We start from the raw sequence: 24,874 nt of genomic DNA on the forward strand, positions 1-24,874 counted from the left end.
CCAGATCGCACTGGTATTAGGACGGCCCTCGAGGCGGCTAGCGAATACAGTTTTGCGGCCTGGCTGCAAAACGTCGCATGAATCGTGACGTCAGTTCGATGCTTTAATTGAGCTATTGTTTTGGTATTTCATAGGCCGCATCCTCGCCAGCAACACTTACAGGCTATCTACGCCCTTCGAGCTGGCTGTAGACCGCTTCGGCGACCCGCAGCATTTCAGATTTGCTGTCGCCCGACGAGATGGCGTAGCCGAAATCCTTGTCGACCCAGTAGAAGACATTGACTGGGCCGTCCTGGCCGAACTTGAAGGCCGTCTCGCGTCCGGCATCCTCGCGAGTGACGTACAGCGTCAGACGTTCACCCTTCGCGCCTTCGAACATGAACTGCGCCACCGGCCCCTTGTCGCCCGGCAGCAGCCGCCCGCCGATGAGCTCGTAGCCCAGGGCGCGCAGGTCGGGCGGCTTTACTTCGGTGCCCATGCGCTTGGTCAGCCAGGTGACGAGCGCCTGCTCCTGGTCGGCGCCGACCTCGACCGGACGACGCACGTCCGGGCTGTAGACCACGTGTGCCACGGCCGCGCGGTGGGCAAAACCATTGAGCGTGCCCGCCCGCGCCGCGGCCAGCGTGGCACTGCGCTGCAGTTGCCCGTCGTAGGCGCCACGGCCCCACCAGGCCGACCCGGTGCTGACGACCGCGATCGCCACGCCGGCTGCCAGGGAGCGCCACGGCCATTCCTGCCAGCCCGCCCCCGGCGCCGGCTTCAGCGGCAGGCGCAGTGGCAAGGGCTCGGACAGGACCGGATCGAGGAACTGCTTGAGCGCCAGGTTTTGGGCACGCCAATCGTCTACGCGCTCGCGTTCGGTCGGATGCGCATCCAGGAATGCATCGATTTCGACATGCCGGGTCGGGTCCAGAAGGTGGTCCGCGTAAGCATGCAGATCGGCTTCGGTCACCGGCTTGATGCCGTCGGTGGAAATGGGTTTGAGTGGGGGAGAGTCCATGTCACTTGATCCTGCGCAGGGGTGCGACCGCTTGGGCTGACGGCGCGCGGCCTTGCAGTTCCTGCCGCAGCTTGTCGCGGCCGCGCGCCAGCCGGGACATCACCGTGCCGATGGGCACGCCGAGCGCGGTGGCGGCTTCTGCGTAGCTCATTTCCTCGACCGCGATGAGCAGCAGCACCTCGCGTTGCTCCACGGGCAGCCGCTGCAGGACGCGGTCCAGGTCGCGGACTTCGATGCCGTCGGACTGGCTGGCGCGCTGCGGGATTTCGGGCAGGTCGTCACCCGCGCTGTCCTCGGGTCGGCTGCCCCTGGCGCGTACGCCGTCGATGAAATGGTTGTGCATGATGCCGAACATCCAGGCCCGGACGTCTCCGCGTTTCTGCCAGAGCGAGAACCGGCTCCACGCCCGCTCCAACGTGTCCTGCACCAGGTCGTCGGCGCGCGTGGCGTCCGACACCAGCCCGCGCGCGTAACGGCGCAGGCCGGGAATGCAAGCGACGATCGCGGCTTCGTCCTGTGCGCGCATGGGCTGGAAGTTCGTCCTCGTGCCGACCAGCCTGATCAGGGCTTGATGACGTGCCAGACGTTCTTGAAGTTGTCGCCGGTCATGTCGCCGGCCTTCATGTCGGACTTGTAGAGGTAGACCGGCTTGCCCTTGTAGGCCCACTGCTTGGTCCCGTCGTCTCGCGTGACAAGGGTCATGTCGCCTTCGGGCTTCGCGTCCGCTTCTGCCATCACCGGCGGCCACAGTCCGGCGCACGGGCCGTTGCAGGCGCTTTTGCCGCTGCCGGCGGTGTCGTTGTCGAAGGTGTAGAGCGTCATGCCGCTGGTGTTGACCAGCATGCCGCCGGCCGTCTTCACTGGGGCGGCAGCCTGGGCGAGGCCAGCCGACGCGGCGGCGATGGCGAGAACGAGAGTCGAGACGAGGTGCTTGTTCATGGAAGTCCCTTGAAGGAAAAGTGGAGAAGACACTGGATGGACGCGCGACGCTGGCTGTTTATTCCACTTGACTTCCCATTTTTTTGTTGAAATGAACAGCCTGAGAGGGTCGGTTCGCTCAAGACACTCGCCGTTGATAAATCGCCAAAATGTGGTTTATCAACAAAATGGTCTGTCATGGATGAGAACATGCATGTTGGTAAGACATGGCTGTGGTCATAGGCGCCATCGGTTGGGCGTAAGAGTGCTTCAGTCTCTGATCGACGATCCGCGCGAAAGTCTGCTGGTTTGAGGAGCAAGCCAGCCAGCAGTCGCCAAGCGATTGGCTGACGTCAGGTCGCGATGGTTCCACTGCTTCCTGGCGATGGAAGTTGCCCTGAGGCGGTTATTTCTCCAGTTTCAATCGCGTCTCACTTCTGAGACAACGACATGGAAATACTGGGAATCGACTGGGTCGGCATCAATCCCGAAAACGGGCGAAAGCTGCTGCTCTCGGTGATCTTCATCGCGACCGTCCTGCTCGTGAGCAAGGCGATCAAGGCCCTGTTCGGCAAGGTCACCACGGGCACCCACGATCCCGGAGTGCAGGGGCGGTTCTGGATGCGACAGGGCGTCAGTCTCCTGAGCGCCGTGGTCCTGATCCTGGGATTGCTGTCCATCTGGTTCAACGATCCCGCGCGGCTCGCCACCGCCTTTGGCCTCATGTCGGCCGGTCTCGCCTTCGCACTGCAGCAGGTCATCACGGCCCTGGCGGGCTACTTCGTCATCCTGAGGGGTTCGACCTTCACCGTCGGCGACCGCATCTCCATGGGCGGCGTGCGGGGGGACGTGATGCGCCTGGGCTTCATCCAGACCACCATCATGGAGATGGGCCAGCCGCCCAGCGTCCAGGCCGCCGACCCAGCCATGTGGGTCAAGAGCCGGCAGTTCACGGGTCGGATCGTCACGGTCAGCAACTCGCGGATCTTCAGCGAGCCGGTGTTCAACTACACGCGCGAGTTTCCCTACCTGTGGGAGGAGATGACCATCCCGATCACCTTCAAGGAAAAGCGAGACCTGGTCGAGCAGATCCTTCTGACTTCGGCGTCGCGCCACGGCATTGACGTCGCGCAGATCCCTTCAGAGGAGAGTGCGAGGATCCAGGCCGACTTCGGCCTGGGCCTCGAGGACATGCGTCCCCAGGTGTATTTCCGGATCACTGACAACTGGCTGGAACTGACCGTTCGCTTCCTGGTGGGCACACACAGCATCCGCAGCGCCAAGGATGCGATGAGCCGGGAGATCGTCGAGCGCTTCGAGACCGAAGGCATCGGCATCGCCTCCGCGACCTACGACATCGTCGGCTTCCCGCCCATCGAGATCCGGCGGGAACGCGCCCGTGCTTAAGAAGTCGATCGGCAAGGTCTGGGGATTCCTGAGCGGTCGCTTCTGGATCATTCCCGGGCTGATGGTGATCGCGGGGATCGTAGGCGCCATCGGCTCGATCGAGATCGATCGCAGCGGCCTCTTGCCGGATGCCTTGCTCCGCGGGCGCTGGCTCTACAACGGCGGTGGGACCGGAGCCCGTACCCTGCTCGGCGCTGTGGCGTCGTCCACCATCGGCGTGGCGGGCACGGTCTTCTCGATCACCATCGCCGCCCTGTCACTGGCGGCCGGCCAGATGGGTCCCAGGCTGCTGCGCAACTTCACGCACGACCGCGGCAACCAGGTGACCCTGGGCGCCTTTCTCGCCACCTTCTCCTATGCCCTGATGGTGCTGCGCAGTGTCAGGACCCAAGACGAGGGCACCTTCGTTCCGCACCTGTCGCTGTCCGTGAGCATCGTGCTGGCGTTCGGGTGCGTGGGCATGCTGGTGTATTTCGTCGGGCACATGGCCAGCCGGATCAACGTGGACACGGTCATCGATCTGGTCAGCCAGGACGTGCGCGCTGCCATCCTCCGGCTGACCACCATCGAGCGGCCCGCTGCCGCTTCCGATGACGTCGACTGGCACACGGCGAGGCCGGTCTTCGATGCGCGGCGTGGTTACCTCGAGCATCTAGATCAGGCAGCGTTGGCCCGCTGGGCTGCGGATCAAAAGACGCCGATCAAACTGCTGATCAGGCCCGGCGACCATGCGTTCCCGGGTGCGCCCATCGCCCTCGCCAAGCCGCCTGCCGGAGATGACGGAACGCTCGATGACGTCAGTGGTGCGATCCGTGCCGTGACGGGCATGAGCAGCGAACGCACCAGCACCGATGACCTCGAGTACACCATTCGCCAACTTGTCGAAGTTGCGGTGCGTGCGTTGTCGCCCGGGATCAACGATCCCCATACCGCCATCAGCGTGCTCGACCGGCTGGGCGTCGCGTTGTGCGACCTCGTGGGCCGTCACCTGCCCCATGGCCTCTGGACGGAAGCCGGCACAGTCTGTCTGGTCGTCCCGAGGGTGAGCTACGACGGTCTGACCGATGCGATGTTCCACATGATCCGCCAGAACGCGGCCGGCAGCACGGCCGTCTTGACCCGCCTGATCGATGTGCTGACCGCGGTGGCGTCCTGCGAGCCGCGCCAGGATCGCCACGCGGCGTTGTCCCGGCACGTTGCACTGGTGGCAGACGATGCCCGGCGCGACGTCAAGAACACGTCGGACCTAAAAGACGTCCTCGAGCGCGTCAATCGCTTCGAGAAAGTGCGTCGAGGCTGTTTTGACGCCTGATGACGTTGGGCCAGCAACTCATCGACTCGAGGTCGACGCTTTTCATGCCTCTCCTGAAGACCTTTTGTGCTCAAGCCGCTGGACCACCTGCCGTGCCAGAATTTTCAGGGCCGCCAGCTGGCGAGGCTGCGCCTCCCTGGCCACCGTATCAATGATGCAGACCGTGCCGATGGCATGACCCCAGGACGTGACGAGCGGCGCGCCCACGTAGAACCGAATGAAGGGCTCGCCCGTCACCAATGGGTTGTGCGCGAAGCGCGGATCCTGGGTGGCATCGGTCACCACCATGACCTCGTCCGGTCGCTGGATGGCATGCGCACAGAAGGACTGCTCGCGCGGTGTCTCCTGCATCGGAAAGCCGATGCGTGCCTTGAACCACTGGCGATCCGAATCGATCATCGAGATCAGCGCGATGGGCGCATCGAACAACGCTGCGGCAAGGGACGTCACGTCGTCGCATTCCAGTTCCTCTCCGGTGTCCAGGACGCCCAAGGACTCAAGGTCGGACAGCCGCGCATGTTCGGCGTTTTCGAGGTCTGACGCCGTGCCTGGTTCGTCGGTCCTGACAGCGTCTTGAATCGGCTTGGCCTTACGCATCACTTCGCGCAGCGATTTCACCAGCTGATCCATGCCATAGGGCTTGGGCAGGAGCGTGAAGCCATGGTCGTGATTGCTGGCCAGCACGCTGCTGTAGCCGCTGCACAGCAGGATCGGCAGTGCCGGATGGCGGGTTCGAACCTGCGTCGCCAGATCGATGCCGTCCATCGGCGCCATCATCACGTCCGAGACCATGGCACAGAATGAATGGGAGCCCTCTGCCAACACCGCCAAGGCCTCGGCGCCGCTGCTGGCGACGAAGACTTCGAAACCGAGCTCCTCCAAGCTGGCCGATGTGGTGTTGGCCACGTCCGGGTTGTCTTCGACGAGCAGCAACCAGCCTTTTTCGGACCCCTGCGCCCATGACTCGTCTTCCGCGATGTCCTCGCTCAGGGCAGCGTTCTGGCTCAACGGCAGGTAGACCGTAAATGTTGTGCCCTTGCCCACCACGCTCTTGACCTGAACATCGCCGTGCGACTGCTTGGCAAAGCCGAAGACCTGGGACAACCCCAGGCCCGTGCCTTGTCCCACCGCCTTGGTGGTGTAGAAGGGCTCGAAGACACGGTCCAGGCGGTCTGCGGCGATGCCGCTGCCGGTGTCGGAAACCGACACGGCCACATGCGGTCTGGCAACAGCGGGATGAGAACGGATCGCTGGCAGTGATGGCACGATGCGTGTCTCGATGGTGAGGTCGCCCACGTGATCCATCGCATCACGTGCATTCGCGCACATGTTGACGATGGCGGTGTCGAACTGGCCGGTGTCGGCATGAATCAGGCAGGCGTGTCCGGAGGGCTTCAGCGACAGTCGCACGCGCGAGCCGATGAGCGTCTGGATCATGTCGCCGATGGCCGCCACGTTGTCCTTGGCGTCGAAGACTTCGGGCTTGAGGCTTTGCCGGCGCGCAAACGCGAGCAGCTGTCCCGTGAGCTTGCCGGCGCGGACGACCGCATTGGAGATGGCGCCCATGAAGCGCTGGCGACGATCGTCGGCGATGCCGGGTCGCTGCAGCAACTGGATCGAGGTGCTGATGATGGTCAGCAGGTTGTTGAAGTCGTGCGCGATGCCGCCCGTCAACTGACCCACTGCCTCCATCTTCTGGCTCTGGCGAAGCTGATCCTCTGCTTCCTGCAGCGACTTGACCTGCTCGAGCAACACCGTCACGTCTCGACCCGAGGCAATGATGACGTTGTCCCCAGGACGAGCGCTCCAGGAGAGGTTTCGGTAGCTGCCGTCCTTGCAACGGTATCGGTTCTCGAAACCGGGAAACTCGGTTCCCATCCCGACTGCCGACGCACCCTTGATCGTGTGGTCCAGGTCATCGGGGTGAACGAGGTCGAAAATCGAGGTGCCCAGCAGTTCATGCTCTGACCATCCCAGCACCCGGTTCCACGCGGGGTTGGTTGCCAGGATTTCGCCGGTGAAGGCCGCCACCAGCAGCATGTCACGCGACAACTCCCAGAGCCGGTCGCGATCCTCGGTGCGCTCCTTGACCTGGTTTTTAAGCAGGGCGTGGGCGTCCGCCAGTTCGATGGCGGCCCAGGTCCGGTCGGCCACGCTGCGCACGAAGTCCACCTCTTCGGCCGTCCAGATGCGAGGCACGCTGTCGAGCGCGATGAAGATGCCCACCAGCCGGCCGTCGCGCATCAGCGGAACGTTCAGGAGCGCACGGATCTGCATGTGAGCGAACCTGGCCTGCTGCCTGGCTGTGCGCGCATCAAGAGCCACATCGGCGATGCTGACCACCTCGCCACGCCGAAGGTCGGCGATGTAGGTGCCGTAGGCTTCGAACTGGTAGACGCCCGAGAGACTGAGCCATGTGCCGTCGGCGCTCCAATTCCCCTGCACATCGACCACGTCCTCCACCGCAGAGACAACGCCGTACGCGGTGCGCGTGACCTCCAGGCACTCGCCGCAGATGCGCGAGGCCGTCGATGCGATGGTGCTCGCCGCGCCAAAGCCACGAAAATCGTCGCCCAGCCTGATCAAGGCTGCCGACTTGGCTTCGACCGCCTTGTGACGGTCGATGTCGATCAAGACGCCAGGAAAACTCAGTGGCAGTCCGGTGTCGTCGAGCAGCACCTTGCCATTGGCTTCGATCCAGCCGTAGGCACCGTTCGAGCGAAGCACACGGTATTGTGCTCGGTAGGGTCCACCCGCTGACAGCGCCTGGGCGATCAACGCCTTGACGCGCTTGACGTCGTCAGGGTGGATGGACTGGGTGACCTCGGCAAGCGGCATGCCTCGGCGAAGCTTGTGCTCATTCAGAGAAAAGCGGTCCGCGAAACGGGCATCCGCTGTGAACACATCAGCCTGGACGTCCCAGAACCACGTGCCGGCGATGGCGCCCGCATCCAAGGCAAGTTGCAGTCGTTGGTCGGGTCCGAAGGTTTGCAGGTGGGCGGAAGGCGCTGAAGTGGCTGCGGCTGCAGGACTTCGACCGGTCGAATCAAACATAAAGACGGCAAAATCCTACAGACAACGGAAGCCTTTGATTTTACTGATCAGGCCTAGCAAGGCGATGGCAGCGATCGATCAGAGACTTCAGGCGTCAAGCCAAACAGTGAATTTCAACCGTTTACAGTGCGAGCGCACGCCTGTCCAAGACGCCGCGCACGCGTCGCGCCAGATCAGCGAACCGGTAAGGTTTCTTCAGGATTTCAAACTCGGAGTTCTCATCTGCGTCGATGCCGTCCGAGGCACCCGCATAGCCCGTGGTCAGTAGGACCTGGACACTGGGCAACCGCCCACGCAGCTCACGCGCCAAGCCGAAGCCGTTCATGCCGCCGGGCATGATGAGGTCGGAAAAAAGCAGGTCCGGCGTCCATTGGTCTTGCTGATCGCGCTGAAGGGTCAGTGCTTCTTGGGCGCTGCCCGCCACATGCACCGTGTAGCCCAGGCTCTCGAGCATGTCCCGCGCCGTGCCCGCGACTTCCGGGCGATCGTCCACCACCAGGATCGTCTCCTTTCCCCCCTGATCCGCAGGTCGCTGAACCACCTGCTCGACCGGCTGCATGACACGACCCGAACGTGGAAAGTACATTCGCACGGTCGTGCCGATGCCCAATTCTGAATAGATGTCGGCCATGCCGCCGGATTGCTTGGCGAAGCCGTAGACCATCGACAGGCCCAACCCGGTGCCCTTGCCTTCTTCCTTGGTCGTGAAAAAGGGGTCCATGACCCGCTTGATGATGTCCGGGTGAATGCCTTCGCCGGTGTCGGCCACGACCAGCGCCACGTACTGGCCGGGCGGCAAGCCTGCAAAAGACTGCGCGTCCCGTGCATCCACCTCGATGTTGCGCGTCTTGAGGGTGATTTTCCCGCCCTCAGGCATCGCATCGCGGGCGTTGACCAGGATGTTAAGCAGGGCTGTTTCCAGTTGCGTGCTGTCCAGCTGGCAGTTGCCCAAGTCACCAACGAGTTCTTTGTGTAGCTCGATCCTGTCCCCCAGCGTCTCCTTGACGAGGTCGGTCAGATCGCCCACCAAGCTGTTGAGGTTGACCATCCGGCCTTCGAGGCGCTGCTTGCGGGAAAAGGCCAGCATCTGCTGGGTGAGGGTCGAGGTCTTCACGATCGAGCTGCGGATGCTGCTCAGGCCGCGCTCCAAGGCGGCATCGGTCATCGAACCCGCCTTTTTCCTGAATTCCAACAAGTCCAGGTGCCCGGACATCACCTGCAGCAGGTTGTTGAAGTCGTGCGCGATGCCGCCGGTCAACTGACCCAGGGCTTCCATCTTCTGCGCCTGACCCAAGGCATCCTCCATGTCTCGCCGGCGGCTCACGTCGAGCTGCGAGGCAAAGAAGTACACGAGCTCCTTGTTCTCATCGAAGATGGGCGAGATGTAGAGGGCATTCCAGAAGCTCGTGCCGTCTTTGCGGTAGTTCAGGATCTCAACATTGGTCTCGTGGCGGTCCTTGATAGCGGCACGCACCTCGGCCACAGTGGAAAGATCCGTGTCCGGTCCCTGAAGGAACCGGCAGTTGCGTCCCATCACGTCTTCCATCGCATACCCAGTGGTCGAGAGGAACGCACGATTGGCGAAGACGATTGGGTTATCGCTCTGATGGGGGTCCGTGACGATCATCGGCATGCGGGTCGTCTCGATTGCAGCGAAGAAAATGTCTTCTCGGTGTCCGGAGATGGCGTAAGCGCCAGAGTCGGCCACTGAGACACCGGCGACCTTGGAGTCCTTGATGGGCGGTTTTTCGAAGGAAGACGTCATGAGCGTAAGCAAAATAAGTTACGCGCGATTACATACCGGGAGTGCGCACAAGTTTTCGTAAATGTCAATGAACTGGGCTGCTTATAAAACAAAGGTTCTAAATTCTTGTCAGCCAGCGACATTTCCCCATGTGATGTGTGCCAAAAACGCGACACATTTTGCTGAATTCAACGTACCAAGTGACTTGAGCAAGCCAGCTTTGCTTGCTTCGGCAAGCAAGGGTCCAATCGCAGACGTCATGCACATGGATGAGTCATGTTCGCTCGATTCCTACACAAGCCGGACTTCAGCGAACAGCTCCCAGGTCCTGTGCGCAAGATCCCAAACTGACAGCGACGACTTCGCCTCCCGCACCAATAGCTGAATTTTCTTTGGTCGCTTGGCATGGTGGCAGGTGCTGCTTTTGGTCAGGCCCTGACTCCGGCAGACACGTCTGCCGATGCCCGAGCACCGGGCGGATACCATTGGGAATGCACCAAAGCGAACCAGAATTCTTCAGTCTAGCCAACCATCTGGCAAAACGGCGCAGCGCATTGCTGCAGCAGTGGCGTGCAGCCGTTATCGCTGACACCACGTTGACCTCAGGCAGTGCATTGCCCAGAGTTCAACTGGACGACCATGTGCCATTCGTGCTGGAAGCTTTCGAAAGACAACTGCTGCCCGAAGGCCAGGCTGCGATCGAGCAGTCCTCAGCGGCCACCGTCGAATCTGCCAATGCACATGGATTGCACCGATGGCAACAGGGCTACAAGCTGCAGGAAGTCGTTCGTGAGTTGGGGTACCTCAACCGTTTGATGATCGCTGAGCTGGATGCTTTCGGGCACATGAACAAGGCCGACAACCATGTCATGGCCGCTGCGCGGCAATCGTGGGCAGCGGCGTACACGACCGGCGTGGAACAAAGCACGAGCCAATTCTTCAAGCTTCAGCAGGCCGAGTCCCTGGGCCATGTGACCGACCTGGAAGCTGCCATGACAGCACTGACGGAAGTCGACAAGCAGCGGGCCGTGCTATGGGAGCAGATGGCCCACGACCTTCGCGGCAATGTTGGCGTGGTTGCGGTGGCGACAAGGGCGCTGAGCGTGCCGAACGCCACGGCCGACGCACGTGAGCGCTTCACCACGACGCTCGAGCGCAACGTGGACTCGTTGCGGCACTTGCTGGACGACGTGACCACGCTGTCGCGGCTCCAGGCGGGGGTCGATAAGCTGAAGGTGGAACAGTTCCAGCCGGGGGTGTTGATTCAGTCACTCTGTGATGGCTTGCAGGCGATGGCAGAGCAGCGTGGCCTGTACCTTCGAACGGTGGAGCCTGCTTATGGGATGACGATGGAAGGGGATGCGGTGAAGGTACGCCGGCTGGCCCAGAACCTCATCATCAACGCGCTCAAGTACACCCAGGAAGGTGGCGTCGTGGTGAGCTGGGCCAACTGCGAGGGCAAGGACACTGCACGTTGGCGACTCACGGTGAAAGACACAGGTCCTGGCATCCACGCCGGCCCTGCATCGCCATTGGCCGAAGCGCTCAAAGATGCCACCAATATCGCAAATGAAGCGACCGATCTGTCGCGAGCCGACGCAGCAGCGGTTTCTCTTGCCAAGCCCGCGGCTCAGACGGCAGGCGAGGGCATCGGACTTTCCATCGTCAAACGCCTGTGCGAGGTCCTGGACGCCACGATGGAGGTGAAATCCGATGCCAGGTCGGGCAGCGAATTCACCATTTTGTTGCCGAAGTCGTACCCGGCTTAGGCATTGGCAACCGCCGAGTAAACCCAGTCTGAGGCTCAGACGGCTCAGGCGCGCTCCGACGCGCTCGACAGGATCGGCACCGAGATCCTCGCGCGCAAGGAGGAACTGGGCACCCTGCTGGCCCGGGAAGAGGGCAAGACCCGGCCCGAGGGCATCGGCGAGGTGATGCGCGCCGGGCAGATCTTCAAGTTCTTCGCCGGGGAGTGCCTGCGCCTGTCGGGCGAGCTGCTGCCCTCGGTGCGCCCGAACATCGGCGTGGAGATCACGCGCGAGCCCGTGGGCGTCGTGGGCCTGATCACGCCGTGGAACTTCCCCATCGCGATTCCGGCCTGGAAGATCGCGCCGGCGCTCGCGTTCGGCAACTGCGTGGTGCTCAAGCCCGCCGACCTGGTGCCGGGCAGCGCCTGGGCGCTGGCCGAGATCATCAGCCGCTCGGGCATCCCCGCGGGCGTGTTCAACCTGGTGATGGGCCGCGGCAGCGTGATCGGCAACGCGCTGGTGGCCCACCCCGGCATCCACGCCATCAGCTTCACCGGCTCGGTGGGCGTCGGGCGCCAGATCGGCATCCAGTGCGTCACCTCGGGCAAGAAGGTGCAGCTGGAGATGGGGGGCAAGAACCCGCAGGTGGTCCTGGACGACGCCGACCTCGCCCAGGCGGTGGAGCTGAGCGCGCAGAGCGCGTTCTACGCCACCGGCCAGCGCTGCACGGCGTCGAGCCGGCTGATCGTGACCGAGGGGATCTATGCGAAGTTCATCGCCGCGATGACCGAGCGCATGGCGAAGATCAAGGTGGGCGACGCGCTGGCCGCGGGCACCGACGTCGGCCCGGTCTCCAGCCAGAGCCAGCTCGAGCAGGACCTGGACTACGTCGCCATCGGCAAGGGCGAGGGCGCGACCCTGGCGGCCGGCGGCGAGCGCCTGAAGCTCGCCACCGACGGCTTCTACATGGCGCCGGCGCTGTTCAGCGAGAGCGCCAAGGACATGCGCATCAACCGCGAGGAGATCTTCGGCCCGGTGGCCAGCGTGATCAGGGTGAAGGACTACGAGGAGGCGCTGGCCACGGCCAACGACACGGAGTTCGGCCTGTCCGCGGGCATCGCCACGACCAGCCTGAAGCACGCGACGCACTTCAAGCGCCACAGCCAGGCGGGCATGGTGATGGTGAACCTGCCCACCGCCGGGGTGGACTACCACGTGCCCTTCGGCGGGCGCAAGGGCTCGAGCTACGGCCCGCGCGAGCAGGGCAGGTACGCCCAGGAGTTCTTCACGACCGTGAAGACCGCGTATACGCTCGCCTGACGTGATGGGGCCACCAAGCCTGTGTGCTCGTCGGTGATCAATCAGTCGAACGTGATCTATCGATCATCCGGATGACCAGAAAGCAGGGCCGTCAAGCTGCAAGCCAATGCGTTCGGCAAGCCTTGGCGCTCGGCGAACGGCTTGGAATCGACGGCGACGGTCAAGCCATTCGACCGGCGATGGAACAGCAAGGCAGCGGTTCAAGGCACGCGACAGCGATCAGCGCCTCAGAAGCCCGCTGATCTTCTGCACGTTGCGCAGGGTGCTCGAGAGGTGTTCATGCATGGCCTCCGCGGCCTGGTCGTTGTGGCCGCGCTCGAGCAGGTCGAGCATCGCCAGATGCTGACGGCAGTGCTCGACATAGCGGCTGCGGTCCTGCATCGAGCGATACGACAGCAGGCGCCGCACGCGGTTGACGCGGCGGATGGTGTCGACGAAGAAGGCATTGCCGGAACCTTCGACCAGCGATTCGTGGAAGCGCACGCCCCGGTCGTGCAACTGGTCGGCCGTGTCGGTCTCGATGCCGCCATCGAGCAGATGCAGTTCGGCCGCCCGGCAGCGCGCGATGACGGACGGCGCGAGGCGGTAGCCCGGCTCGCGCAGGGCCGCCGGCTCCAGCGCCAGCCGCAGCCGGTAGGACTGCAGCAGGCTGTCGGCGGTGGTCAGCATCGACGAGAACATCCAGCCGTAGCCCGGCTTCTTCTCTGCCCAGCCCTCGCTGGCGATGCGGCCGAGCACCGCGTTGAGCTGGGCCTGTGTCAGTCCATAGCGTTGCTTGAGCAGGGCCTCCGTGAACTCGTCGGGGAGCAGACCGCGCAGGCGGTCGTCGGCGATGCGGAAGTAGACCTGCGTGGCGACGTCCGACTCGTCCAGCCCGAGCCGGTCGGCCAGACCGCGTTCGCCGTCGCCGATCGGCTTGACCAGGAAATACCCCCGGTTGGGCTGACGCTGCAGCACGCCCTTCTCGGCCAGCAGCGAGAGCGCCTCGTTGACCGGTGAGCGCGACACACGCAGGCGGTCGGCCAGCAGCTGCGCGGGCAGGTGGCTGCCGGCGGGGAGGGCATCGGCTCGGATCAGGTCGAGGATCTGGGAAGGAATGGATTGGTCGGTCCGCATGGGACCGGATTGTCCGACGTGGCCGGTGCCGCCATGGATCGTCACGTTTCGCAGGCTCGACGAGGGCGTCTCAGCTTGCGGCCGCAACGGCCGATGCGCCGTGACGCTGGATCATCTTCTGCAGCGTGGACGGAATGACGCCTCCGGCTCGCAGCAGACCCACTTCCAGCTGCGTCTCTACGGCGGCGGTCGCCTCGAAGTGTTCCATGCGTCCGTCGGCGCGATGCACCGTCAACGCCACACCGCCGCGCGGCGTGATCACTTCGGGGTGCGCTGCCACCTCGATGCGGTCGCCCGGTCGCAGATCGAGCGTGAAGGGCGTCACCCCCGCCGGCATCCGCAGTGGCAGCACCCCCATCCCGATCAGGTTGGAGCGATGGATGCGCTCGAAGCTGTTGGCCAGCACGGCGCGGATGCCCAGCAGACGCTGCCCCTTCGCCGCCCAGTCGCGCGACGAGCCGGTGCCGTAGCGCTCGCCGGCCACCAGCACCACGGGTTCGCCGGCCGCACGATAGCGCTGCGCGGCCTCCCACAGCGACACGAGCTCGCCGCTGGGCACGTGCAGGGTGTGCGCCACCGGAGCACCGGGGGCGAAGAGGTTCTTCAGCGTCTTGCTGTGGAAGGCGGCGCGCACCATCACCTCCCAGTTGCCCCGCCGCGAGGCGAAGACATTGAGGTCGTCGCGGTCGTCGCCGCGCGCCACCAGGAAGTCGGCCACCTCGCTGTCACGCGGGATCGCGCTGGCCGGCGAGATGTGGTCGGTGGTGACGTCGTCGCCCACCACCAGCAGCGGGTGGGCCGTGTAGTGGCCGAGCAGGCTGCCTTCGGTCAGGGCCGCGAAGGGTGGGCGGCGCAGGGCGGTGGAGGCCGGGTCCCAGGGATAGAGCGGGGCGTCGGGAGCGTCGAGTGCATGCCACAGCGGGTTGGCCGTGGCGATGGCGAAGGCGCGGCCATAGTCCGATGGCTCCTGCGACCGGCTCAACGCAGCGTCGATCTCCTCAGGGGTCGGCCACAAGTCGCTCAGATACACCGGCCGGGCGTCGGCCCTCAGCTGCACCGGGTCGACGCGCAGGTCGCGTTCGGCGTCACCGGCCAAGCCGAAGGCGACCACCAGCGGCGGCGACATCAAAAAACCCAGGTCCAGGTCGGGGTGCACGCGGCCGGCGAAATTGCGGTTGCCCGACAGCACCGCGACCGGGTGGATGGCCCCCTGGGCCATGGCCTGCTGCACCACCGGCAACAACGGGCCGGAATTGCCGATGCAGGTCGTGCAGCCGTGGCCGACGATGTCGAAGCCGACGGCCGACAGGTCGTCGATGAGGCCGGCGCGCGCCAGGTAGGCGGCGGCGGCGGGCGAGCCCGGGCCGAGCGACGTCTTGACCCAGGGCGGCGCCTTCAGTCCCAGCGCGCGGGCCTTGCGAGCGACCAGACCGGCGGCGATCAGCAGGCGCGGGTCGGATGTGTTGGTGCAGCTGGTGATCGCGGCGATGGCGACCGGGTGGCGCGGCATTGCTGAGTCGCTCGATCGCGGTGTGAAACCGAACGCCCCCAGCGTCGCCCGGGCCTCGCCGTAGCCCAGCAGGTCCTGCGGCCGGCGCGGGCCGGCGATGTGCATGTCGATGGCGTCCAGCGCGACGTGGATCGAGCGCGTGTAGACCGGCTCGGCGGCGGGGTCGAACCACAGGCCGGCGGCGCGCGCCAGGACTTCGACGCGCTCGACCTGCGCGGCATTGCGTCCGGTCTGCACCAGGTAGTCGAGCGTGTGCTGGTCTATGGGGAAAAAGCCGGTGGTCGCGCCGTACTCGGGTGCCATGTTGGCGACGACGCTGCGGTCGCCAGCGCTCAGGGTCGACATGCCAGGGCCGAAGAACTCGACGAACTCGCCCGAGACGCCGATCGCGCGCAGCCGCTGCGTGACGGACAGCGCCAGGTCGGTGGCCAGCACGCCGGGACGCAGGGCGCCGGTGAGCCTCACACCGACGACGTCCGGGATGCGCAGCATGGTCGGCATGCCGAACATCACGGTCTGCGCTTCCAGCCCTCCCACCCCCCAGCCCAGCACGCCGATGCCGTTGACCATGGGCGTGTGGCTGTCGGTGCCGATCATCATGTCCGGCACCAGCCAGGTCGCACCGGCGCGCTGCTCGACCGTGACCACCGTCGCGAGCTGTTCCAGGTTGATGGTGTGCATGATCCCCGTCCCCGGCGGGTTGATGCGCACGCCGCGCAACACCTTCGAGGCCCAGCGCAGGAAGCCGTAGCGCTCCGCGTTGCGGCGGATCTCGAAGGCCATGTTGAGCTCCGGCGCGTCCGGCCGGGCAAAGGCTTCTACGGCCAGCGAATGGTCGATCGACACGTCCACGGGCAGGCTGGAGTTGAGCACCGCCGGGTCCACGCCGGCCTCGGCCAAGGTGCTGCGCATGGCGGCCAGGTCGACCAGTGCCGGCGTGCTGGTGGTGTCGTGCATCAGCACGCGACCGGGCTGGAAGGCGATCTCCGCTTCGCTGGTGCCCGTGTCCGTCCAGGCGCGCAGCGCGGCAAGCGCGGCATCGCGCTCCGCGCCGCGCATGTTGCGCGCGACGTTCTCCATGAGCAGCCGCAGCACCACCGGCAGCCGGACCAGTCGATCGCCGCACAGCGCGACCACGTCGGTCGCCAGGTAGTCGGTGCCAGCCACATGCAGCCGCAGGGCGGTGGTCTCGGTGTTTTCCATGAGAGCAATTTTGCATTTGTGGAAACTAAAATGCAATTCAGTGCAAACCCGCAAGATGTCTCGTGAAACATCCGCACCCGGCTTTTCACTGATCCACCCGAGACAAGGACCCCCATGCACGCCTACGTTGGCAGCCGCACCACCCGCGAACGCAATGCGCGAGGCGAGGGCATCGGCATCTTCGAGGTCGACGCCGCGACCGGCACGCTGACGCCCGTGGACATGGTGCAAGGCCTGATCAACCCTTCCTACCTCGTCCTGAACGCCACGGGCGAGTTCCTCTACACCGTGCACGGCGACGCGCAAGAGGTCAGTGCGTTCGGCGTGGATCGTTCGAGCGGACGCTTGCGCTTCATCAACAAGCAGCACACCCAGGGCAAGAATCCGGTGCATCTGGCGCTGGACCCGACGGGGCGCTTCCTGATCGTGACCAACCACCTCGGCGCCAGCCTGGCGGTGCTGCCGGTGCATGGCGACGGCTCGCTGGGCGCGGTCGAGCAACGCGTGGCGTTCGAAGGCCCGATCGGTCCGCACCGCATCGAGCAAAAGCAGGCCAAGCCGCATTTCAGTCCGTTCGACCCGAGCGGACGCTTCGTCGTCGTGCCGGACAAGGGCCTGGACCGCGTGTTCACCTTCCGCTTCGAGAACGGTCGCCTGCGGCCGGCGGCGACGCCATTCGCAACGGCGCGCGAGGGTGCCGGGCCGCGCCACCTCGCGTTCCACCCGAGCGCGCCATTCGCCTATGTCGTCAACGAACTCGATTCGACCGTGAGCGCCTGCCGCTTCGACGCCGAGACCGGCGCTCTGGCGCCGTTCCAAATCCTGCCGAGCCTGCCCGACACCTTCACCGGCAACAGCCGCGCCGCCGGCATTCAGGTCGATGCGCTCGGGCGCTTCGTCTACGCCTCCAACCGGGGCTGCGACAGCATCGCCGTCTTTGCCATCGACCCGGTCACGGGCGCCCTGCGCTTCGTCGAGGCGGCGCCGACCCATGGCCGCACGCCGCGTTTCTTCACGCCGAGCCCGGATGGCCGCTTCGTGTTCGCCCTGAACGAAGACAGCGATTCGATCGCGACGCTGGCCGTCGACCTCGAGACCGGACGGCTGCAGCCCACCGGCGCGCGTGTCGCCTTCGGCAGTCCGGTGTGCATGGTGTTCTCCATCTGAGACGCCGGTCACGCAACCGTTGTCTTCCCAGGTTTGTTTCTCCATCGTCCCGCGTCGCCTCGAACGATCCGGGACCTCTCATCAGCACCAAGGATCGTTCATGACCCGGAATCCCCGTCGTCGCCTGATTGGCACTGCCGCCGCCGTCGCCGCGCTGCTGGCCCTGCCGCTCGCTTCATTCGCGCAGGACCATCCCGCTCGGCCCATCACCATCGTCGTGCCGTTCTCGGCCGCGGGTGGCGTGGATGCCATGGCGCGCCTGCTGGCGGAGCAGCTGCGGGTGTCGCTCAAGCAGTCGGTCGTCGTCGACAACAAGCCCGGTGCCAGCGGCATGCTGGGTGCGGCCTATGTCGCCAAGGCCGCGCCCGACGGCTACACGCTGCTGCTCGGCTCGGCCGGTGAGACCGCCATCAATCCGTTGGTCTACAAAAGCCGCATGCAGTACGCGCCGGAAAAGGACCTGGCGCCCATCACGCTGGTCACGCGCGTGCCGAACGTGCTGGTCGCCAACCCGGCGCTGCCCGTGAAGAACGTCGAGGAACTGATCGCCTACGCGAAGAAGAATCCGGGAAAACTGTCGTATGCGACCAGCGGCGTGGGCAACCCCCAGCACCTAAATGGCGAGCTGTTCGCCTCGATGGCAGGCATCCAGATGAACCACATCCCGTACAAGGGCTCGGCCGGGCAGCTGGTGGACGTGGCCGGTGGCAACGTCGACCTGAGCTTCGTCAGCATGGCTGGCGCTGCGCCGTTCCTCAAGGGTGGGCGCCTGAAGGCGCTGGCCGTGACCTCGGCCCGACGTGCCAGCTTCGCGCCCGACATCCCGACCATCGCCGAGTTCAAGCCGATGGCGGCTTACGACATGGACAACTGGTTCGGCCTGTTCGCCCCCGCCAAAACACCGGTCGACGTGCAACAGAAGCTCAACACCGCCGTGACGCAGGCCCTGCAGGATCCGGCGTTCGCAAGGAAGTTGATGGAGCAGGGCGGTGATCCTGCCCCCATGACGATCGACCAGTTCCGCGCCTTCATCAAGACCGAATCGGTGCAGTACGGGCGCATCGTGGAGGCCGCGAAGATCACTCCCGAAAACTGAAATCCCCACCCAAGGAACTCCCATGCGTCGCAACGACTTTTTGAAGACCCTCATCGCGTTATCCGCCACCAGCGCACTTCCGCTCACGGCCTGGGCCAACACCGCCATCAAGACGATGATCCCGGCCAACCCGGGCGGCGGTTGGGACACCACCGGCCGCGCTCTCGGCAAGGCCATGCAGGAAGCGGGCTTCGCCTCCTCCGTGAGCTACGAGAACAAGGGCGGCGCCTCCGGCACCATCGGCCTGGCGCAATTCGTCAGCAGCAGCAAGCGCGATCCGAACGCGATCGTCATGACCGGAGCGACCATGGTCGGCGGCATCATCGCGAGCAAGCAGGCCTCGCAGCTCGAGGCCGCGACGCCCCTGGTCCGGCTGATGACCGAGTACCAAGTGTTCGTGGTGCCGACCGCCTCGCCGATCAGGACGATCCAGGACGTGGTGGCGCAACTCAAGGCGAATCCCGGCAGCGTGAAATGGGGTGGTGGCTCGCGTGGCACCACCGAGCACATCGCCTCCGTCATGATCGCCCGGGAAGCCGGCGTCGATCCGACCAAGGTCAACTACGTGGCATTCCGCGGCGGCGGTGAAGCGGTCTCCGCGATCCTCGGCGGCAACGTCACGGTCGGCGGAAGTGGTTACACCGAGTTCGGCGAGTACATCAAGGCCGGAAAGATGCGCGCCATCGCCGTTACCTCCGAGGCCCGTATTCCGGGCATCGACGCGCCGACGTTGAAGGAACAGGGCCTGAACGTCGTGATCGGCAACTGGCGCGGCGTGCACGGCGCGCCCGACATCACGCCCGAGCAGCGCAAGGCGCTCATCGAGGGCATCGTGAAGGCGACCAGGACCCGGGCCTGGCAGCAGGCCGTCGAGCAGAACGGCTGGACGCCGGCCATGTTGACGGGTGATGAATTCAGCAAGTTCGTCGAAGACGAATTCGCGAGTCTGCGCGCGACCATGACCAAGGCCGGGATGATCTGAGGTCAGCGAAGCGTCCGGAAGACCGGGGAAGCCCACGCAGCACGGCACAGCAAGTCGCCCGGCTGGTGGACGAGGGGAACAAGGCCCCCGACACGCTGAAGCACGCGCCCCGCTTGCTGTCGGCTCATGCGGCCGACCCGCAGCGCCACCGGCATCCACCGGCGCTCGACACCCCCGTGCTGCGAGCCCGAACTCACTTCGTCACGGACGACCGATGGGGCGTGCAGCGTCGCCAGACCTCGCAACCTGTCTATTGGCGAGCTTCGTAACGGTCGAGCATCATCACTTTGTCCCAGACCTTGACGAAGTCCCTGACGAAGCGATGGTGCCCGTCGCTGCCCGCATACACCTCGGCCACCGCGCGCAACTGGCTGTTCGAACCGAAGACCAGGTCACAGCGCGTGGCCTCGAAACGCTGTTGTCCGGTGGCGCGATCGACGATCGAGAAGGTCATCGCCTTGTCGTCCGCCGGCTTCCATTCGTGATCGACGCTGGTCAGCACGCGGAAGAAGTCATTCGACAGCAATCCGACGCGGTCGGTGAAGACACCGTGGGCCGACCCGTCATGGTTGGCGCCCATCACGCGCAGCCCGCCGACCAGTGCCGCCCATTCGGGCGCGGTCAGGGCCAGCAGATGCGCCTTGTCGAGGAACATCTCTTCCGGCGCGACGCCCGGCGCGATCTGTGCGAACTGATCGTCCGTGTAATTGCGGAAGCCGTCGACCAGCGGCTTCAGCCAATTGAACATTTCGATGTCCGTGAGCTCCTGGGTGGTGTCGCGCCGGCCCGGGGTGAACGGAACCGACATCGGGACGCCCGCGTCGGCGGCCGCCTTCTCGATCGCCGCACAACCGCCCAGCACGATCAGATCGGCCAGCGACACGCGCAGGCCGCCCGACTGCTTGCCGTTGAAATCCGCCATCACGCGTTGCAGCGCGGCGATCACCGGCACGGTGCGCCGGTTGACCGCCCAGTCCTTCTGCGGCGCCAGCGCCAGCCGTGCGCCGTTGGCACCCCCCCGCTTGTCGCTGTTGCGGTAGGTGGCGGCCGCCGAGAAGGCCGTGAACACCAGATCCGACACCGACACGCCGGCGGCCATGAGCTGCTGCTTGAGCGCCGCGACATCGCCCGCACCGATCACGTCGTGGTCGGCCGGCGGGATCGGGTCCTGCCAGAGCAGGCCGTTCTCGTTGCGCTTCTCCGGGCCCAGATAGCGCTCACGGGGACCCATGTCGCGGTGCGTCAGCTTGTACCAGGCCTTCGAGAACGCCTGCGTGAACGCGTCGAAGTCGTTCAGGAACTTCTCGCAGACCGCGCGGTAGGCGGGATCGGTCTTCAACGCGATGTCGCTGGTCATCATCATCAAGGGATTCATCTGCCCCGGGATGTGCGCATCGGGGGTCCTGGGCGCGTTCGGATCCGTGGGTGTCCACTGCAGCGCCCCGGCCGGGCTCTTGGTCTGCTGCCACTCGAACTTGAACAGGTTCTCGAGATAGTCGTTGTCCCACTGCGTGGGGTTGGGCGTCCAGCTGCCTTCGATGCCGTTGGTCGACGTGAATTCGCCGGCCCCGCTGCCTTCCGGGTTGTGCCACCCCAGGCCCATGGCCTGCATCGGCGCGATCTCCGGCGGCGGCCCGATGCGTTTGGCCGGCACCATGCCGTGGCTCTTGCCGAAGGCGTGGCCCCCGGCGATCAGCGCCACCGTCTCCTCGTCGTTCATGGCCATGCGCGTGAAGGTGGTGCGGATGTCGCGCGCCGACCCCATCGGATCGCCCTTCGAATAAGGGCCCTCGGGATTGACATAGATCAACGCCGAATGGCTGGCGGCCAGCGGGTTCTCCAGGTCGTAGTCGGCATCGCCGTTCTGATCGCGCCAGCGCTTGTCGCGCGAAACCATGGCGTCGGGCGTGTTCTCGACGCTCGCGTCCCACACCTCGGGTCCCCAGTACGTGCTGGTGTCCGCTTCCCAGGCGTCTCGACGCCCGCCCGCGAAGCCATAGGTCGGAAAGCCCATGATCTCGAGTGCGCAATTGCCGGTCAGGACCATCAGGTCGCCCCATGACAGCGCGCTGCCGTACTTCTGCTTGATCGGCCAGATCAGGCGGCGCGACTTGTCGGTGTTGCCGTTGTCCCACCAGCTTTCCACCGGTGCAAAACGCTGCAACGCCTCGCCCGCACCACCACGCCCGTCGGAGATGCGGTAGGTGCCTGCGGCATGCCAAGCCATGCGGATCATCTGCGGACCGTAATTGCCATAGTCCGAAGGCCACCACGCCACCGAAGTCGTCAAGAACGTCTTGATGTCCTGTTTCAGTGCCGCGTAGTCGATCGTCTCGAAAGCGGCGGCGTAATCGAAGTCCGCGCCGAGCGGATCCGCCTGTGGACCGTTCGCGTGCAGCTGCTCGACCTTCAGGCGGTTCGGGTACCAATCCGACAGCGCGGGGGGTGTGCCCAACGCGCCCCCGACCCGGTCTCCGCCGAACGGGCAACGACCGGTCATGTCGTGGGTCTGCGTGTCGGTCTTGTCGTCCTTGATGTCCAGCATGTCGTGTTGTCCTTGTTTTGTTACAGCTGCAGTCTATGGCTGTCCGTACTCCCCGCGTTTCATTGTTGACATTGCCATGGCGCTCGCCACGCGCCCGCTGCAGCCGATCGCCGAAGCTCGCTTCGCAGAAACCGATTGCAAGTTGTTTCAAGATGGGTAACGGTGAGACGTTCGAAGAGCGCTGTCGGTCTTCCGCGACCCGATGGAAGATCGTCGTGCGATCAGCAGTCGAGCTCACCCATGAGCCGGGTGGTGACCATCTCAGTGCAACAAAACTGGGATCGGTTCGAAGTGACGGGTCGACGCTCGCTCGACGCCGACATCCGGGTGCACCAGTGACCCTGCGAATGCTCGGGCAGGGTCATCGGCGCACAGGCAATCTCCGGACCGGGCGCGGCCTGGAAACCCGCTTCGTCGTACGAAGCGGCAAGCGCCGGGACTATGGCAGCGAACCCGATCGTCGGTTGCACTGCCTCGTCATGCGCGTGGCGCCGTCCATTGCAGTGGCAAGGCGCTCGTGGGTCTGCCTGATCCTTTTTTCCAATCAGTGAGAAATACCATGTCCCGTGATCAATACAGCTATACGAATCCGGTCGAACAGTACGGTCGCGTGGAGCCGCCCGTGCAACATCAGCCGATGCCCGGCGTTCAGGCGCGGATGACGCCAGTGCCCGATCTGGGTGAGGCGACGTATCGCGGCAGCGGACGGCTCGCGGGGCGCAAGGCGTTGATCACGGGCGGCGACTCCGGCATCGGCGGTGCCGTCGCCATCGCGTTCGCGCGCGAGGGCGCCGATGTCGTGATCGTGCATCTGCCCGCCGAGCAAGAGGATGCCGCGCACATCCTCGGCCACATCGAGAAGGCCGGAAGGAAAGGGCATGCGATCGCCGCCGACATCACGGACGCCGATCGCTGTCGCGCGCTCGTCACGGAAGCCGTCGACGTGCTCGGTGGACTCGACATCCTCGTCAACAACGCCGGCAAGCAGGTGGCCGTTGCGCGAATCGCGGACCTGTCCGACGCGCAGTTCGAGCTGACGTTCCGCACGAACGTGTTCGCGAATTTCTGGATCACCAAGGCGGCACTGGCCCACATGTCGGCGGGTGCCAGCATCATCAACACCGCATCGCTGGAGGCCTACAAGCCGTCACCGGAGCGTCTGGATTACGCGGCCACCAAGGCAGCCATCAACAATTTCTCGAAGGGCCTCGCGCTGCAGGTCGCTTCGCGCGGCATTCGAGTCAACGTGGTCGCACCCGGGCCGGTGTGGACTGCGCTGCAGGTGTCGGGCGGTGTGTCCGACGAGCAGATGAAGACCTTCGACGACGAGAATACCTACAAGCGTTCCGGACAGCCCGCCGAAATCGCGCCCGCCTACGTCTTCCTTGCTTCCGCGGAATCGAGCTATGTCTCGGGCGAGACGTTGAACGTGAACGGCGGCATGGTCACGCCGTAGACGATCAGAAGGAAGGCGGTCCTTTTTCTCCACGGGACGTTGTTGCATGACACGTCATTCAGACCTCTGCCGAGCAGGGTCCGATTGATCGACAGCGAGATCTGGAGGGTGCCGTCAGTAAGCGCCATGACCATCGAGCCCGTGACGTGCGACCTGTCGACCCGTCGTGTCCGACGCCACGATGCCCATCCGCCGTACGCGTCGACACGGTAGACGACAAGTGACGTGCCGGCAGGTCAAATGGGTGGCGAAAGAAAGCGATTTCACGTCACGGTGACGCCAGCGCTTTTCACGATCTTCTCGTACTTGTCCTTCTCGCTGCGGAAGAACACCGCCGCCGAGTCCGGCGCCGTCGGCCCGATGACGTTGCCCTGCTTGATCAGCGCGTCGCGCACCTCGGGCACCGCCACCGCCGCCACGAACGCATCGTGGATGCGCGCCACGTCGGCGGCGGCCATGCGCGCCGGGCCGATCACGCCGAACCAGCCGTCGACCACGCAGTTCGGCAGACCCTGCTCGGCGATGGTCGGCACCTCCGGCAGGATGGGCGAGCGGGCGGCGGTGCAGACGCCGACCGCCACCATGGCCTGGCTTTTCAGATGCGCCTGGATGGCCGGCACGGCGATCACCGCCATGTCGACCTGGCCGCCGATCAAGTCGGCGATCAGCGGCGCCGATCCCTTGTAGGGCACATGTTGCACGCGCACGCCGGCCTCGTCGACGAACAGCGCGGCGCCCAGGTGCAGGATCGTGCCGTTGCCCGAGGAGCCGTAGTTGTACTTGTCCGGATTGGCCTTGAGCAGCGCGACCAACTCGCGCACCGACTTGACCGGCAGCTTGCGTGGGTTGATCACCAGCGCCAGGGGTGTGCTGCCCAGCACGGTGATGGGCGTGACGTCGGCGAGGGCGTCGAACGGCAGGCTCTTGTAGACGCTCGGGAAGATCACGTGGTTGTTGGACACCACGCCCAGCGTGAAGCCGTCCGGCGGCGACTTGACGAGCGCCGTGGTTCCGGTGATGCCGCCGGCACCGGGCTGGTTCTCGATCACGACCGGGTGCTTCAATGCAACGCCCAGGGCCTGCGAGCAGGCCCGCATGATGGTGTCGACACCCGAGCCGGCGCTCACCGGGAGGATGAAACGCACCGGCCGATCGCTGCCGCCCTGGGCCCGCGCGGCGGGCGATGCACCGAGCGCCAGGGCTGCGGCGACGCCGAGGAAGTCGCGGCGAGGCAAGCTCCCGTGTGGTGGGTCGAAGGTCTGGATCGTCATGGGTCGTCTCTCTTCGTTGTGGATG

General features: G+C 65.0%; 15 protein-coding genes and 3 pseudogenes. 8 read left to right on the forward strand and 10 right to left on the reverse strand.

From position 1 onward, the window contains the following. Positions 1-163: 163 nt before the first annotated feature. The 3 genes from NF681_00505 to NF681_00515 are packed head-to-tail and all read right to left on the reverse strand — an operon-like array spanning position 164 to position 1,939. The gene (locus tag NF681_00505; protein ID UST52495.1) at positions 164-1,000 is read right to left on the reverse strand and encodes an anti-sigma factor; all 837 of its coding nucleotides are present in this window, start codon (positions 998-1,000) and stop codon (positions 164-166) included. A gap of 1 nt (position 1,001) precedes the next feature. After that, positions 1,002-1,526: a sigma-70 family RNA polymerase sigma factor gene (locus NF681_00510; GenBank protein UST52496.1), complete on the reverse strand. Its 525-nt coding sequence runs from the start codon at positions 1,524-1,526 to the stop codon at positions 1,002-1,004. 35 nt (positions 1,527-1,561) lie between these two features. Continuing rightward, the gene (locus NF681_00515) at positions 1,562-1,939 is read right to left on the reverse strand and encodes a hypothetical protein (protein ID UST52497.1); all 378 of its coding nucleotides are present in this window, start codon (positions 1,937-1,939) and stop codon (positions 1,562-1,564) included. Between the two features lie 429 nt (positions 1,940-2,368). On the opposite strand from NF681_00515, the gene NF681_00520 reads away from it, so the two are divergent. After that, complete coding sequence (locus NF681_00520; protein UST52498.1) at positions 2,369-3,325, forward strand: mechanosensitive ion channel family protein; 957 nt, start codon at positions 2,369-2,371, stop codon at positions 3,323-3,325. Beyond that, positions 3,318-4,637 carry a DUF2254 domain-containing protein gene (locus tag NF681_00525; GenBank protein UST52499.1) on the forward strand — a complete coding sequence of 440 codons (1,320 nt, stop codon included), beginning with the start codon at positions 3,318-3,320 and terminating at the stop codon, positions 4,635-4,637. Before NF681_00520 ends, NF681_00525 begins: the two co-directional genes overlap by 8 nt. Positions 4,638-4,679: 42 nt before the next feature. On the opposite strand, the pseudogene NF681_00530 reads toward NF681_00525, so the two are convergent. The 3 genes and pseudogenes from NF681_00530 to NF681_00540 form a co-directional block, all read right to left on the reverse strand. Further along, a pseudogene (locus tag NF681_00530) lies at positions 4,680-5,045 on the reverse strand (GAF domain-containing protein). 258 nt (positions 5,046-5,303) lie between these two features. Continuing rightward, positions 5,304-7,691: pseudogene (locus NF681_00535) on the reverse strand (PAS domain-containing protein). Between the two features lie 121 nt (positions 7,692-7,812). Continuing rightward, complete coding sequence (locus NF681_00540; protein ID UST52500.1) at positions 7,813-9,456, reverse strand: histidine kinase famiy protein; 1,644 nt, start codon at positions 9,454-9,456, stop codon at positions 7,813-7,815. Between the two features lie 470 nt (positions 9,457-9,926). Here NF681_00540 and NF681_00545 point away from each other — a divergent pair, with 470 nt between their 5' ends. Together NF681_00545 and NF681_00550 are read left to right on the forward strand one after the other, a co-directional pair. Continuing rightward, the gene (locus NF681_00545; GenBank protein ID UST52501.1) at positions 9,927-11,204 is read left to right on the forward strand and encodes a sensor histidine kinase; all 1,278 of its coding nucleotides are present in this window, start codon (positions 9,927-9,929) and stop codon (positions 11,202-11,204) included. A gap of 45 nt (positions 11,205-11,249) precedes the next feature. Continuing rightward, a pseudogene (locus tag NF681_00550) lies at positions 11,250-12,503 on the forward strand (aldehyde dehydrogenase family protein). A 219-nt stretch (positions 12,504-12,722) separates the two neighbouring features. On the opposite strand, the gene NF681_00555 reads toward NF681_00550, so the two are convergent. Together NF681_00555 and NF681_00560 are read right to left on the reverse strand one after the other, a co-directional pair. Beyond that, a complete protein-coding gene (locus tag NF681_00555) occupies positions 12,723-13,619 on the reverse strand; it encodes a GntR family transcriptional regulator (protein ID UST52502.1) in 897 nt (298 codons plus the stop codon). Between the two features lie 70 nt (positions 13,620-13,689). Further along, a complete protein-coding gene (locus NF681_00560; GenBank protein UST52503.1) occupies positions 13,690-16,332 on the reverse strand; it encodes an aconitate hydratase AcnA in 2,643 nt (880 codons plus the stop codon). Between the two features lie 114 nt (positions 16,333-16,446). Between NF681_00560 and NF681_00565 the strand changes: the two genes are divergently transcribed. The 3 genes from NF681_00565 (at position 16,447) to NF681_00575 (ending at position 19,577) form a co-directional block, all read left to right on the forward strand. After that, complete coding sequence (locus NF681_00565) at positions 16,447-17,499, forward strand: lactonase family protein (GenBank protein ID UST52504.1); 1,053 nt, start codon at positions 16,447-16,449, stop codon at positions 17,497-17,499. A 100-nt stretch (positions 17,500-17,599) separates the two neighbouring features. Further along, complete coding sequence (locus NF681_00570) at positions 17,600-18,595, forward strand: tripartite tricarboxylate transporter substrate binding protein (GenBank protein UST52505.1); 996 nt, start codon at positions 17,600-17,602, stop codon at positions 18,593-18,595. Between the two features lie 22 nt (positions 18,596-18,617). Beyond that, positions 18,618-19,577: a tripartite tricarboxylate transporter substrate binding protein gene (locus NF681_00575; GenBank protein ID UST52506.1), complete on the forward strand. Its 960-nt coding sequence runs from the start codon at positions 18,618-18,620 to the stop codon at positions 19,575-19,577. Positions 19,578-19,827: 250 nt separating this feature from the next. Here NF681_00575 and katG read toward each other — a convergent pair whose 3' ends face one another. Continuing rightward, a complete protein-coding gene (gene katG, locus NF681_00580; protein UST52507.1) occupies positions 19,828-22,122 on the reverse strand; it encodes a catalase/peroxidase HPI in 2,295 nt (764 codons plus the stop codon). A gap of 559 nt (positions 22,123-22,681) precedes the next feature. Here katG and NF681_00585 point away from each other — a divergent pair. After that, positions 22,682-23,578, forward strand: a complete 897-nt coding sequence (locus NF681_00585) for an SDR family oxidoreductase (protein UST52508.1) — start codon at positions 22,682-22,684, stop codon at positions 23,576-23,578. 263 nt (positions 23,579-23,841) lie between these two features. Here the strand turns inward: NF681_00585 and NF681_00590 are convergent, their stop codons facing one another. Beyond that, entirely contained in the window at positions 23,842-24,849 is a 1,008-nt protein-coding gene (locus NF681_00590; protein ID UST52509.1) for a tripartite tricarboxylate transporter substrate binding protein, read from the reverse strand. Positions 24,850-24,874: the final 25 nt, after the last annotated feature.

The organism is Comamonadaceae bacterium OTU4NAUVB1 (genome assembly GCA_024372625.1).
In the GTDB taxonomy this organism is placed as follows: Bacteria; Pseudomonadota; Gammaproteobacteria; order Burkholderiales; family Burkholderiaceae_C; genus Variovorax.

Excerpts from the sequence above, each read along its gene's own strand:
- NF681_00585 (UST52508.1), top strand. The coding sequence starts at position 22,682 with ATGTCCCGTGATCAATACAGCTATACGAATCCGGTCGAACAGTACGGT.
- NF681_00590 (UST52509.1), bottom strand. The coding sequence starts at position 24,849 with ATGACGATCCAGACCTTCGACCCACCACACGGGAGCTTGCCTCGCCGC.
- NF681_00505 (UST52495.1), bottom strand. The coding sequence starts at position 1,000 with ATGGACTCTCCCCCACTCAAACCCATTTCCACCGACGGCATCAAGCCG.
- NF681_00555 (UST52502.1), bottom strand. The coding sequence starts at position 13,619 with ATGCGGACCGACCAATCCATTCCTTCCCAGATCCTCGACCTGATCCGA.
- katG (UST52507.1), bottom strand. The coding sequence starts at position 22,122 with ATGCTGGACATCAAGGACGACAAGACCGACACGCAGACCCACGACATG.
- NF681_00520 (UST52498.1), top strand. The coding sequence starts at position 2,369 with ATGGAAATACTGGGAATCGACTGGGTCGGCATCAATCCCGAAAACGGG.
- NF681_00570 (UST52505.1), top strand. The coding sequence starts at position 17,600 with ATGACCCGGAATCCCCGTCGTCGCCTGATTGGCACTGCCGCCGCCGTC.
- NF681_00545 (UST52501.1), top strand. The coding sequence starts at position 9,927 with ATGCACCAAAGCGAACCAGAATTCTTCAGTCTAGCCAACCATCTGGCA.
- NF681_00510 (UST52496.1), bottom strand. The coding sequence starts at position 1,526 with ATGCGCGCACAGGACGAAGCCGCGATCGTCGCTTGCATTCCCGGCCTG.
- NF681_00515 (UST52497.1), bottom strand. The coding sequence starts at position 1,939 with ATGAACAAGCACCTCGTCTCGACTCTCGTTCTCGCCATCGCCGCCGCG.
- NF681_00575 (UST52506.1), top strand. The coding sequence starts at position 18,618 with ATGCGTCGCAACGACTTTTTGAAGACCCTCATCGCGTTATCCGCCACC.
- NF681_00540 (UST52500.1), bottom strand. The coding sequence starts at position 9,456 with ATGACGTCTTCCTTCGAAAAACCGCCCATCAAGGACTCCAAGGTCGCC.
- NF681_00565 (UST52504.1), top strand. The coding sequence starts at position 16,447 with ATGCACGCCTACGTTGGCAGCCGCACCACCCGCGAACGCAATGCGCGA.
- NF681_00560 (UST52503.1), bottom strand. The coding sequence starts at position 16,332 with ATGGAAAACACCGAGACCACCGCCCTGCGGCTGCATGTGGCTGGCACC.